The sequence below is a fragment of the Aliikangiella litoralis genome, from assembly GCF_052495765.1.
The window spans coordinates 3862255-3876105 of the sequence record NZ_CP199292.1 but is presented as its reverse complement, the minus strand read 5'-3'; the positions used below and the strand labels follow the sequence as shown (position 1 = coordinate 3876105).

The window sequence follows — 13851 nt, the reverse complement described above, 5'->3', positions numbered from 1 at the left end:
GGTTTAGCCTGTTGTTTTAAGAGTTTTATTGCATTCAGTCATCAATTGCACCATATATTCCTCTATCTGTCCATTTGATGGATACAAATACTCAATGAGTCGTTCCTTTCTATTGTATTTAAACGCTATTGTTTTATATTGATTCAAATAAGCGATTGCTTCTCGGCAATAACCATTCGAAGCAATGGTAGCTGTTTGTAGTAGCAATACATCGACTTGCGGATGTAACAGCAATGATTTTTCAAAATCATTGATTGCTTCATTGAGCTGTTTTAGCTGAAAGTGAACGATTGCACGTAAATGTGTATATTGCTGCTGATCTTTAGTTGATTGGTAATCAGGATTATCAAGAATGTTGTTTAACATCACTAATAAATCATTACTATCATAGTGATGACAAAGGTTTTTATTTGATAAGTTGACTGTTTCTAAAGCGACTTGAAAATCTCGGTTAGAATTGTTAGCTGATTTATAGATTTCAGGATTAAATAATATTCCATCTAAGGAAAATTTACCCTTACATGAAAGGTTAATCGCATTGAGCATAATAAAAGGAGATTGTTCTAACTGGTAAGCCTGTTTAAGGTAATGAATCGATTGGTCAAATTTTTTGGCTTGCGAAAATTTAACCGCTGCATTTTCTTGGGCACGAACTGAATCAGGGTTAAGGTTCGCCCAATAACTGGCAGCATATAAAGGTTTGCCCCATAAGCTGGCTCTTTGGTAAAGACAATAATAGTTAGCCAAAAAAAATAGGCTTAATAAACTGATTACAACAACAGGACGGTATCTTTTTAAGTCAAATGCTACATGTATTAATAGGGCTGCCAGTCCAATATAAGGAAAATAATTTCTATGTTCGTAATATAGCTCTAGCGGTACAACGGTTGATTCAATCAGGTGATTAGCAAAGAAAAATAAGCTCCAAAAAGCATAGATACATTGTTTTTTAATTAACCTGATAAGGCAATAAATATTGATAGATATAATAATCAACCCAATAAAAATAGCTGTGATATATTCAGATGTAGAACTAATAACCGTTATTTGATCATTAAATAGCCCGGTAGTAATTGGTCTTGGAAAAATAAAATAAGAGAAATGTTTAATAAACAAAACAAACTGGGTTAGTAACCTTTCAGTTAAATTAAAACTTCTACCTGAATAGGCATACTCACTATTAACAACGTAAGATAATAAGTAAAAAATAAGCAATAGGCTAAAAAAGCCAAAAAAGCGGCGCAGGTAAATGAATTGTTTAGTATTCGATAAGGGAGATGTCACTAAATAAAATAAAAAATAGTTAATAATGAAAGTGGTCGCTGCATTTTCTTTGCTTAGAATTGCTAGCCCTAAAGCTAGGCAACTCATTACCCAATATTTTATCTGAGGCGTTTGATTGCCAGCGATACTTAATAAATATTGAATGTTAAATATGATCGAAATTAAACTGAAGGTGGCAGCCAGTATGGTCATTCTTTGGATAATATAAATAACTGAAGAGACATGGTTGGGTAAAACTGACCATAAAGAAGCAACGAGTAATGCGATAATTAGTCTATGTGGACTATAAGCTGTTAGCTTAAGTAATTGATTGACTAAAATATAAACTAATAACGTGTTAAATAAGTGAATTGCTATATTGGTAATAATAAAAATTTGAGGGTTATTTGGCCAATGTTCTGAAAATATTATAAAGCTCAATAAAGATACTGGGCGTCCTGTTGGACCTGCAATGCCGCTGAGTAAGTATTTGGTGAATGATTCTATGTCTTTAACTAGGGTCATTTGTGGTAAATTGGCAAAATCATCAAATAGGAATGTGCCAGTAGAACCTTGCCAAAATAGACTACCAGATATAACTAGTAAACACCCGACGAGGAATGATATGACATGATTCTGTCGAAAATTAATTTTCATTCAGCTAGAGTGGCTTATATTATTTTTATCTAGTTGATCATTTTATAATAGAAAGTGGCAAAAAAGGTATAGTTTGCCTTTTTTATTGGCGACAGGCTTTTGGCATATATTTTGTGTCACCACTAAATGAGCATGTCCAGGCAAAAGATCCACCATTATCAATAGGGGATAGCCTTACTGTTTCACCATTAATAGCTTTACTTGCGTCTTTGCCGAAAGTGGCTGTTATCACGCCATTTTCCATAAGAATTTGTTCTGTATATTTACCTGTTACAGATGCTGCCTGTGGAATATTCAGGTAGCCGCTATCCACATTATCAAAGGAACCTTCATCTAAGAAAATATCTCCAGCCATTGTTTTTAATGCAGTTGATAAAGAAATCGCTTCGCCTGTTTGAGAGCGAGCAACATAATCTTGATAAGCTGGTATGGCAAAAGCGGCTAAAATACCAATGATTGCAATAACTATCATTAATTCAATCAACGTAAAACCTTGTTGTAAATTTTTCATAGCTATACCTCATAATGATTATACTTAAATTGCTAATAGTTGCGGTAATATAGTAAATATTTTAGTTAGGAGAAAAGTTTATAAATGGGAGATAAAAAAGGGGCTTAATTTTAGCCCCTTAGTTTTAAGATTAGCGACAAGCTTTAGGAGCGTATTTGTCTTCACCGCTGTAAGTACAGGTCCAAGAAATAGAACCGCCATTATCAACAGGAGAAAGTTCAACAGTAGAGTTTCTTATTGCTTTACTTGCATCGGCTTTGCCTAGTTTGGCAGTAATTACACCATCAAGAATCGCAACTTCAGATACATACTTACCTGATACCGATGCTGCTGTAGGGATACCAAATTTAGTGCTATCTGCGTTAGCAAAGTCACCTTCATCCATATAGATATCACCGACTTGGACTTTTAAGCCAGAAGCTAAAGAATATGCTTCACCTGCTTGCGAACGAGCAACATAGTCTTGATAAGCAGGAATAGCAAAGGCTGCTAATATTCCAATGATTGCGATAACAATCATTAATTCAATCAATGTAAAGCCGGATTGTACTTTTTTCATTTGTCATACCTCAGTTAAGTTAGGATTTTAAATTAAAAAATAATCTATTTATAAAAGTAGACTGTTTCTTAAAAACTACAAGAATAAAATCTTGTTTTAATAAAGCAAAGTTAATGCCAGTTAGTTATTTATATTGCAAATAACTAATAGTTTTAGTTAAATTAACGATAACTGCGTTTTTTAGCATAGTTTATTTTGATAAAAAACAACTAGTTATCAAATTGAAGGTTAAGGTTTTTATCTTCAACTGTAACTGTATACAATCTTATTTTGTGACTTAGTTCCGAATTAAAACTTTGATTGTTATTCCGTTTGAAAGAAACAAGGTGACAATTTGTGTCACCTAGGTTTTTGTTTTGACATAAATTGTTACTGGTTAATAAATAATGTCACCTTAAAATAAGGAAGTATTGGACTTAATATCTTTAAAAAGTGACTTTTTAGGTAAACAAGAGTTTTAATTTTTATTTGTTTGGGTCTTTTCATAGTATTCAAGCTGAGAAAATAAAATCTTAATGTACAAGGGAAGTACTAATTTTCCTTTTACCTGCATTCTATTGAGAATTTCTTTCTTAAACGCAATAGCTTCTATTATTTTTCCTTGTTTAATATAGCTATTAGTCGTTGCACCTAGCAAAAATATGGCCAGATTAGGTTGAGTTGGTGGGTAGTTGACAAATAGCTGATGAGATAGGCGAATAACCGTAGCATCATTTTCAAGAGCTATTGCAGTATAAAGTTGAGACCAAAGGTTCGTTTTTTCTGGCCAGTCTGATTTACATGGATTGTTGTTGATATAGCGCCATAGCTCTTTTACTTTATTGTTGTCAATAAATGGGAGTGTATTGGTTGCTAAAATGTGTAACCCGTTATTAATGATTGAAAGTTTTTGAGCGGTATTCTTACAGTCAATTAGCGACTGTTTAATTAATATTATCGGCGCTCCTAAAGTCAAATCTGTGTTCTCATGTTTCTCATCTAGAAAATAATTAGCTATTTTTATCGCTTTATCACGACTAATCGGACTTAAGTGCTGACTACCAATACTTTCTTTGTTAGTGAGCTGCTTAATTAATCGTGCTGGAGGAAAAGGTGCCTTTTGCAATTCTGTTAAGGCAAATGAATCTTGGCGTAAGTATCTTGCTTTTGGTGAGTTGAGGCCAAGGTATGGAAAATAATCTGAATTAATTGGTGCGTTGGATAATTCAAATAGCGGATGTAGCAGGGCTTTTGTCGCAATTAGTCTTGATGAAAAGTTCTCAATATTTTCGATATTAATTCTTTGTAGTTGTTTACTTAAGGCTGATTGTTTAAATGAAGGGTAGCTAATTTCAGTAATATTACGCCCATTTGAGGCAACAATAATAATATCTCCATAGTTGCTGCTATATACAGCGTAGTCTGCGAAATTATTTCCAAGTGCTTTAAAAACAGATGTGACTAAATCGAAGTTAGTTTCATAAAGTTGTAACCACTGGACAAAAATTCCGTCGTCATTTAAGTAGCGATTAACGTGATGGTAAAATTCTTTTGAAAATAAACCTGCTACACCTGATACCCAAGGATTGGAAGGTTCTGAAATAATAATGTCATATTTTGTTTTATTGCGAGAGAAAAATGATTTTGCATCATCTATAGTGATGTGGCTTCTCGGGTCTACCAGGGCTTTTTCTGTCGATTGTCCAAAATGTTGTATACCTTTAACAATAGCAGGTTCAATTTCGATAGTATTAACACTAGTTAACTCAGCAGAAGACATTAATGTATGTGTTGTTAAACCTGAGCCCATTCCAATATTAGCGAGTTTTTTTGCCTTGGGATGAATAACTAGCGGCATAGCAGCTAAAAGCATCATTGTGTCTTCATCCATAGAGTGTTCTTGGTCTGGTGGTGCAATTGCTGCATCAGGTTTGCCATTAGTTATGATGACTCTATTCCCACTTTTTTCCTCAATAACTGAAATACTCGCTGTTTTGCCATCTTGGTAAAAAAGTACGTTTGCTGATTCTAAATTATTTGTCTCTCCATGCCTGAAAACGCCAGAAGATAGTGTAAGTGGGTCAAATTGGGTTTTCAGCGTAAGAAATAGAAAGATAACAATTGAAGAAGTAACCATTAATCGAATTTGAAGCTTGGATTTATCTTTCATAAAACGAAGAGTTAAAAACAGACCCAAACCTATATCAATAATAGCTCCAGTTACAATCAAGCCTTTAGTACCGATTAAGGGCATTGCAATATGAATAGCAATTAAAATGCCGACAATGGCACCAACCGTATTAAATGCGTACACTTTGCCAATACTGGCTTCGCCTTGCTTCCATTTTAATAGTGTGAAAGTGATTAGAGGCAAAGTCATTCCAGCCATAAAAGAAGCTGGCAACATAATCAGCATTGAAATGAAATGACTACTTAAATTGAATAACAAATAACCGCCTTCTGTTTTTGTTAGGCTGTTAATCATAAAACCCATAAAGTCGAACATTTGATTGTATAAGGGCAGGGTAGCAACAGCACACAGGCCCATGATGATTTGAATTTTACCGAGTAAAAAAGCAGGGTTATCGGCTTTTGAAATACGTTTTCTTATCCACAATCCGCCTAAAGCAATACCTGTAATAAAGGCGGATAACATCAACTCAAAAGCTTGCATTGATGAACCAAGCACTAGACTTAGCATTCTGATCCAACCTATTTCATAGAAAAATGAGGCAAGTCCAGTTAAAAGGGCAATCGCAAAAAGCCAATTGGGTGAAAAGTCATCCTGATTTTCTATTTTTTGGGTTGGGGTCGGTGTTTCCTCTGCAACGGCCAAATTTTCAGGTTGTCTTTCCGATTTACTCAGCCCCCAAACAATAATTGCTATAAATATATTAATAATACCTGCTGTCATAATGGTGCCAGGTAAACCCACCATACCAATGAGAATAAAGCCACTGGCCAATACGCCAATAGCTGCGCCAATACTATTAGTAAAATAAAGCATTCCTAAAGTGGAGCCTGAATGTTGTTGATCGAGGCGTATGACTGCTGTGCCAATAAGTGGGAATGTAGTTCCTAATAATACGGATTGTGGCAGAATTAATAATGAAGCTAATCCCCAGCGGACTATTTCAATTAAAACAACTGAATCAATCGAAGGAATGAGTGTTTCATGTAAGAGAGATTCTGTTGAAACAAAAATCGTATGAAAACCAAAGGCAAAAATAGCAAGAATACCTTCAACAATGGCGTAGTATTTTAATGGCGTTTTTAATGGCTTATCTTTGCGTCGACCAGTTAAAGCGGCACCTATGGCCATTCCACCCATAAAGATAGAAAGTACTAAAGTTTGTGAGTAGGCCGCATGGCCTAAAATCAGCTTGATATAATGAGTCCAGATTGATTCATATATCAGGCCTGAAAAGCCTGAAAGCGCAAAAATACAAAATAAGGTGATTTTGAGTTTGGAAACTGATGATGTCGACATTAAGCCCTTCCTATTTTTTGTAATCGCTGAATTATTGTACGAATACAAACGTTTTTATTCTTCTTTGGTAAGTAAAGCGTTGTTTTTTATAACTGTTTAATTAATAACATAAATTGATAAATTCATAAATAGCATAGCTTATAGATTGTGAAACAGGTGAATATTTGGGGACATCCTGCACAAACAAAGACATTAAAAGCCGAATCACCTACTCTGCCAGCATTAAACCGCTTAATGATGAAGATATGGAGCGCTATATCGTCAAAGAATTGGAAAGTGCCAAGCTAGGCGTTAACACTTTCGACGAAGCTGCAATGGCCTTAATTATTCGCTCAAGTGAGGGCAACTTACGGCTCTGTAGAAACCTGTGTCTAGCCAGCCTTATCGAAGCGGCGAGAGAAACAAAAAAGTTGGTGACAATTACTCATGTTAATCACGTCCTCGTGCAACCGCATTGGCGATCGCACGAGGAATTGATCAAGCAGCAAGTCTCTTAATCAGAACTTCCAACGGCACTTTATAATGCTCGCTACGCGAGCATTAGAGCAAATTTTTACCGAGGGCGAAAGCCCTTTTTTTATGCAAAAATTGTTTTAAAAAAGTTATCCACAAAGTGTTCGATGACAATTTGGTACAGCGTACGACAATAGTTTGGCAAAGCTAAAATAGTGTACGACAATAGCGCGGTAAAACTGCTCAAATTTTAGTAAATTGTATGACGTATAATTTAGTAAAAAGTATGATGGTAAAAAAGTAATCTACACTTGGGACGATTCACTCGGATAAATGACTGAGTACCTTGGAGCCGCTCGGCTTTCCAGTTTAAATCCAGCTTCCGCTTGCTGAAGTATTTGGCACACAATCGATTCTCTCGACAAAAAGCGGCTGCCGTTAAACCACTTTCATCGTGTTGTTTAAATAATGACAACCATTCTTGCTCGCTACGTTTGTTCATCTTAAAGTTTCCTGAATTAAAAAAACTGAAGACTTTAAGCTTTTAAAATATCTTCACAAGGTGGGGATAACTAGACGTTCACCTTTATTAATAATTGATATTAACAACTAAATCAATTTTTAACTAACTATTGTTGTTGGGTTGATAAAACTAAACAAACCAAGCTTACATAATAAGAAAAAATGGGATAGTTACTTCTTATAAATAAATTTAAAATCAATGGATTATAAAATGACGCACCAAACTGGTGCGTTTTGAACGGCGGTTGTCCTATCTTGTTGCTGCTACTTATTTTTTAAAATAGTGGACACATAAAAACACTTGTCTTAATCGGGTGATCATATATGTCCCATCTTGTTGTCTTAGAAAAGCTTCAACAATATGTACGGAAAGCGAATGTTTTCTATATGTTGCTTTATTTCTATTGTTTCAGCTTTATAACCTTGTGGCTTCGGATGAATTTCAAACCTATTTCTAGAGAACTCTTCGATCACAGCACAATAGTGGACTCCCTTAAATGTAAATTCCAAAAATTCATCTTCCTTGAACCAAGTAAAAAACTTAGGTTTTCTAATTATTTTCACATTGGGCAAGCTAGCTACAATTATGGTAAATAATCTTCTACTTAATAATGTAGATATAGTTAGGCTCCAAACTCTGTTGGGTTTAGGACCTTCGTCAGTTATTTTCATTTATTACATCCACATTCAGTATCATTTGCCTGTATCGTTGTTCGGAGACCTGCGATTGATGAACCTACACCAATAATACCTGCACTCCATAAATTATTCGTTCTTCCTGCGCCTGCAATTATTTCGGTAGCAGATTTTCCTTTCGCAACAAGAGACATGTAAGTAGACATGTGCCATGTTCCCATAAATCTTGAAAATGGTTGTCGATGCCTCCATTTAACCATGTTACGCATTGAAACTGCTTGGCGGGCAGTTTGAGCTATTTTAGGTATAGCACGTGCTTGCGTAATATAGCCTACCCGAGCTAAAGGACCGATCATGGCTGCACTCGCAAACCCTGTTAAGTTACCAACACTATAATTGTTACTGCATTTATCCAATCCACCACTTATTCCTAATTGGTCTCTTATTTGTTGGGCATCCAAATATCCCCAACTCATTGCATCTACTATCCCATCACCTAAACCAGCAGAAAAATCTACCACACTTTGTGGCAATGCTGGAGGAACGTATAACCCTAAAGGATCAAAATTCATTATCGGGTTTTGATACCCATACCCAAACGTATTAATCCCCCCAGCTAACCCAATCGGGTCACTAGTAATATACCGCCCAATCTCCGCATCATAATACCTGAAATAGTTATAGTGCAATCCACTTTCACTATCAAAATACTGTCCCGGAAAACGAATATTATTATCAATGGTATTGGTGGTAATGGTCGCTTGACCAAAAGGGGTATAACTGGCTTGCCAAACAATCGTCTGACTTTCATCAGTCATCACTTCCGGTGTACCTAAATGAGAGTTATGATAATAATAAACCTCACCATTAACCATTTGCGCTAAAGGCTGACTATTAAAATAAGCATATTCTTTAATGATATTGCCTTGATTATCTGCTTCAGCAATTAACTGGCCTGCCAAATTATAAATCGCATGGGTTTCAACACCATTGACTAGCTTAACACTCCGTTCACCTTTAGCATTATATTTATAACTGGCTGAGGTGCTACCGTTGGCTACTGTGCTTAAACGATTAGCATGGTTATAGGTGAAAACCTGATTGCCTTTTTGAGTGGTATTACCGTTCGCATCATAACTAAATTGTGATGAGTAGCTTGTGGATATTTGCTCAGGGGTTAACACTTCATTGTAGATTTTTACGTCGTCAATATAACCGTTAAAGTTCTGATACTGGCCACTTTTGTTACCCGCACCTAGCACAATTTGATGGTTCTGATTAGAGACTGACCAAGTGGTGGTGAGCACGAGTTGACCATCCACATAAACTTTGGTGCCATCAGTCACACCACTATCAAATGACATAATAATATGATGCCATTGATTGTCGTTAAGTGTCACGCCAGTTTCGGTTCTTTGTGAGAGACTCCAATCATAAATCACTAATTCATTGTTACGTAGGAAGAGGGCATAGGCATAATGTTTAACAATAATGCCACGATATTCACTACCGGCATCTTGTGTTTTTATCCAAGCTTCAACGGTGCCTGTATTGAGTTGAAATTCAGTAGGATTACCTAAACCCACATAAGTGTTCGCACTACCATTGAGCTTAATGCTTTTGGACGTTGGGTTTTGTCCTTCTTGTTGTAATGTGTAACCCCGATAATAAGTACCATGGTTAGCATTAGCCTCACTATCTTGAGCAGAACTACCACTCGCATCATCCAACTTCCAAAAACTGATAGGAGAAGCTGGAGTGGGTGTTTGGCTGCCTTCAAAGATACCCGTGAGTTTAGAGGCATTGAAATAAGCATAATTCTGTGTGTTTGCATTACGAACCTCTTTAGTTCGATTGCCCACTTTGTCATAATCATACTCAAACGCATCACTAGTTTGATTCGCTGTTTTTAAACGTTGCAGTGGGTCATAGGTAAAACTCTGATTGTCATTGGTTAAACTATTGGTGATATTACTGATGTTATCCACCAAACTATATTGATAACCTTTGGTCTGTAAACTATTCGTACTATCGGTTAATCGATAATCCAAATCAAAAGTATTGGTGTGTGAAATCCCATTACCATAGTCAAAACTCTTTAACGGTCCAAAAGGTAAGTAGCTGGTATTGTTCGTCAGTATTTTACTGACACCATTAAAGGTTGAATTAATGGATTCAATTTGACCTCCGGCATCGTACAGATATTGAATGCTCCGCCCACTCGGGTAGGTGATATTGTTAAGCACACCATTGGCATCATAGTGATAAGCCGTGGTGTAAGTTTTGCCTTTAATAATGCGGGTTTCTTCAGTCACTTGCCCAAAGCCATTGTAAACATAACGAGTTGAACCGCTTTGCTCTGTGACATGGGTTAAATGGCCAATCCCTTTATTGCCATTAGCTGTATCGTCATAGGTGTAAACCACATTTTCAGCCGTTTCTGCATAAGAGCGGGTTAACACACGATTCAGTGCATCATAAGTGAAAGTGGTGGTTAAACCGCGTGCATCCGTTTGGGTTAATACATTACCAGCTTTGTCATAGGTAAAAGTCGTTTTACCCGTATCTGGGCTGGTGAGTTCCACTAAGTCACCAAAGGCATTGTATTGATAGTGGGTAGTTTTACCTTCAGCGTCTTTGACTGAGGTGAGCTGGTCTTGTTGATTGTAAGTGAAATCCGTTTCACCCAGGTTAGCATCCACCACTTGTTTTACCCGGTTAATACCATCAAAGCTAGTAGTGGTGTTTTGATTGAGTGCATTCTGATTGCTGGTTGGATTGCCATCGGCATCATAGCTCAGCTGATTGCTTTGATTATTGTTACCCAATGATTGGGTTAACTGATTCATGGCATTAAAGATAGCCGTTTGGGTATAACGTAAAACACCACTTGCATCTTTGATTTTAGTGTCGGTGACATTACCGGCTAAATCTCGCACATATTCCATGCGATTGTTTTGTGAATCCACAATGGCAACTAATCTTTCACCGTTATCATATTCATAACGAATCACTTGACCATTGGGTGCGGTGATTTTTTCTAGTGAGCCTGTTGGGTAATAATCATATTGGGTTGTTGCGCCATTACGAGTGATTGTTTTTAACCAGCCACGAGGGGTGTAGGTGAGTGTGGTTTCAACCAGGTTCGCATCAATGATTTTACCCACTCGGCCGTTGGCATCGTAATCACTGAATGTCGTCACTTGGCCTAAGGCATTGGTAATCGTTTCCAGATTGCCATTGGTGTAATAAGTGAAGGATGTTGAATCATTCACATCACTTCTGGGGCCATCAATGGCATTGACTAAACCTTCGCTGTTGTAGCTGTAAGTCACAGTGCGTGTTTCGTTGGTCGTTAAGTCGGTTTGAGTCATCGACTCAAGTTGATGGTTAGTGTTGTAAACATAGTCAGTCTTTAAGTTATCAACCGTAACGGTTTTGGGTTTTCTAATATCAACATACCAATCTGTTGTAATGATTCGCTCTTCGGCTGTGCCTACCGCTTCGGTTCGTTTAAGTTCTAAACTACCATTGTATTCATAGGTCGTGATAATACCTTTCGGGCTGGTGGATTTTTTAACGTAACCGTTAGAGTCATATTCATAAAACCAACTGCCTACTACGCAATCAGTACAAGTGAGTTGCTCTAATTGCACTAATTGTTGTGTTTGTGCGTCATTCACGGTGGTTGTCTGGTAATGATAAACTAGGTCTCGTTTGAGCGTATCGTTGACGTGCCGCTTGACTTGCGTTTGGTTTTCAACCGAATAATCTAACTCAACCTTTTCTATTCCAACCGCATGTTCGCTACTGATTGCACGACCTTTATCATCATAGTGCCAAGTCGCTAAACGGACACCGCGCTCATTGATTTTTCCGGTCAGATGATTCGGGAAAGTAGCATTTTCAAACAGAAATTGAATCGATGGATTATTCGTTAAATCATTCGGTGTTTCATCAGGATAAATGATTTTAGTCATATTTTGATGTGTGTCGTACTCAAAATGGTAAGCCTGATTGTCTGGTGTAACTAGTTTTTCTAATAAGTGACTTGCATTGTAAAAGTATTCCAGTTTTTGATTATAACGGTTACTGATTGTTTTGATTTTACCAAAAGTCGTATAGGTGTAATGACGCTCATTACCATTAGGATAAATTCGTGCTGTGAGTTGGCCGTTAGTATTATATTTATCTACACGGCCGCTCGGTGAGGTTTGTTCAAAACTGCCGTCAGCCAGGCGGGTTAAAACGCCATTACTTTCAGAAGTGCTTTGAAAGCTAACACTGCCACCATTATCGCTACCGTAAAATAAGTGACTGAATCCATTTTTATAAACTAAACGGAAAATCTTGCCTTCACTACCATTATGAATAACTTTTAGCTGACGTAATTGGTTATCTCCCCGCTGCCTACCTTGGTGAGATTCTACATATTGCCCTAAAGAGTTTGTAGCCTTTTCATAAGTTGGACTGGCATAATGGGTGGTGTAGTTTAACGGATCTGAGCCATTGCCCTGATAAATCAACTCAGACTGGGTTTTCTCTCCACTGGCACATTGAATAGGGTTACCTTCTTGACCAGGCACTTTATTAGCTTGGTTTGGCGCTTTGCATTGTTTTTGACGAGTGCATCTATCAATTTTACCATCTCTATTCAGGTCGATAACAATAGGATGGGTTTTGGGACAGTAGGTGATTGTATCGTGATATTGCAAAATCGCATTTCTTGAGATGCCATCATGGCGAGTATCGCCGTCATAATGGTAATATCTCATTGAGTAAGAAGTCCTATTGTCATTTTGACTTTCAATAAAAGGTTCATCACAGCCATCAAAATTAGCTGGGTTGTTGATTCTTGGTTTTAAGTGATATTGGCATACATGCTCGACCATTTGGTTAAAACTTAAATCAAAATAAGTGTGAGTTCCATCACGTAAAAAACGGATTTTTTTTTCTACAGATGGACTTATTAAGTCATCGCTTGTTTCAGAAAAAGAAACCAATGGATAGATGAGTAAAAGTGTGAATAAGAAGTGATGCAATCGTTTCATAAGTTCCCTCTGTTAAATAAAGTTTTGTAATAAAAATAATTGACGGCTATTTTATATAGCTCCAAGAAAAATGCTTTTAAAAATCAGACAATCAATAGCAATATTCGGCCAAACTCCCAAAAATAAGAAACAAATCGGCGTGATTCCATCCTTGGGTTGTTTGATGTCAATAATTTAACATTGAATAAAAACTAATCCTACCAATTAATTGTTAAAAAAATGTTTATGAGAACTTAATCGCATAATTGATGGCGGCTACTTGTACAAGTGGTTTTTTGTATGATTGGCGCTTATTTCAGTGAGCGATAAAATCAGTTGGTTTCATTAGTGAGAGAATTGAAAATGAAAAAATGAGCCGTCTCTTTTTACAAATGAATTAAAATCAATAGATTGTAAAACTGTGCTCCGAACTGGTTGTACCTACAAGTTAAGAAATATGAATAACAATTTATGCCAAAGATTGTTATTAATAGTCAATAAAAGGCTATATGAGGTCAGAATAATGAATATTTCTTTAACACCCCAACTTGAAGGTTAGGTAAAGCAAAAGGTCTCTACTGGGCTTTATAACTCGGCCAGCGAGCGAAGTAATCCCGGAAGGCTTGCGCTTACTGGAAGAGCGCGAAGATACTCGTTTGCGCTCCAGAGCTGTTTTAGTAAACCCCATTGACGCACACTTCAAGAATTAACCAAGCAAAAAGGTGCGTCATAGAGCCTGTTTTTTATTGAG

Annotated in this window: 9 protein-coding genes; 2 read left to right on the top strand and 7 right to left on the bottom strand. The window is 36.7% G+C overall.

From position 1 onward, the window contains the following. Nucleotides 1–3 precede the first annotated feature (3 nt). From ACT5E3_RS16005 to ACT5E3_RS15990, 4 genes are all read right to left on the bottom strand, one after another. The gene (locus tag ACT5E3_RS16005; protein ID WP_444994545.1) at nucleotides 4–1920 is read right to left on the bottom strand and encodes a hypothetical protein; all 1917 of its coding nucleotides are present in this window, start codon (nucleotides 1918–1920) and stop codon (nucleotides 4–6) included. An 82-nt stretch (nucleotides 1921–2002) separates the two neighbouring features. After that, nucleotides 2003–2431, bottom strand: a complete 429-nt coding sequence (locus ACT5E3_RS16000) for a pilin (protein ID WP_444994544.1) — start codon at nucleotides 2429–2431, stop codon at nucleotides 2003–2005. Between the two features lie 130 nt (nucleotides 2432–2561). Beyond that, entirely contained in the window at nucleotides 2562–2990 is a 429-nt protein-coding gene (locus ACT5E3_RS15995) for a pilin (RefSeq protein ID WP_444994543.1), read from the bottom strand. A 457-nt stretch (nucleotides 2991–3447) separates the two neighbouring features. After that, on the bottom strand, nucleotides 3448–6459 hold the full coding sequence (locus tag ACT5E3_RS15990; protein WP_444994542.1) for a fused MFS/spermidine synthase: 3012 nt from the start codon (nucleotides 6457–6459) through the stop codon (nucleotides 3448–3450). A 164-nt stretch (nucleotides 6460–6623) separates the two neighbouring features. Here ACT5E3_RS15990 and ACT5E3_RS15985 point away from each other — a divergent pair, with 164 nt between their 5' ends. After that, a complete protein-coding gene (locus ACT5E3_RS15985) occupies nucleotides 6624–6956 on the top strand; it encodes a hypothetical protein (protein WP_444994541.1) in 333 nt (110 codons plus the stop codon). Between the two features lie 230 nt (nucleotides 6957–7186). Here the strand turns inward: ACT5E3_RS15985 and tnpA are convergent, their stop codons facing one another. From tnpA to ACT5E3_RS15970, 3 genes are all read right to left on the bottom strand, one after another. Then, a complete protein-coding gene (gene tnpA, locus ACT5E3_RS15980; RefSeq protein WP_444994540.1) occupies nucleotides 7187–7414 on the bottom strand; it encodes an IS66 family insertion sequence element accessory protein TnpA in 228 nt (75 codons plus the stop codon). A 362-nt stretch (nucleotides 7415–7776) separates the two neighbouring features. Next, entirely contained in the window at nucleotides 7777–8106 is a 330-nt protein-coding gene (locus ACT5E3_RS15975; RefSeq protein ID WP_444994539.1) for a hypothetical protein, read from the bottom strand. Continuing rightward, nucleotides 8103–13121, bottom strand: a complete 5019-nt coding sequence (locus tag ACT5E3_RS15970; RefSeq protein ID WP_444994538.1) for an RHS repeat-associated core domain-containing protein — start codon at nucleotides 13119–13121, stop codon at nucleotides 8103–8105. Before ACT5E3_RS15970 ends, ACT5E3_RS15975 begins: the two co-directional genes overlap by 4 nt. A 602-nt stretch (nucleotides 13122–13723) precedes the next feature. On the opposite strand from ACT5E3_RS15970, the gene ACT5E3_RS15965 reads away from it, so the two are divergent. Further along, a complete protein-coding gene (locus ACT5E3_RS15965) occupies nucleotides 13724–13810 on the top strand; it encodes a hypothetical protein (protein WP_444998612.1) in 87 nt (28 codons plus the stop codon). Nucleotides 13811–13851 lie beyond the last annotated feature (41 nt).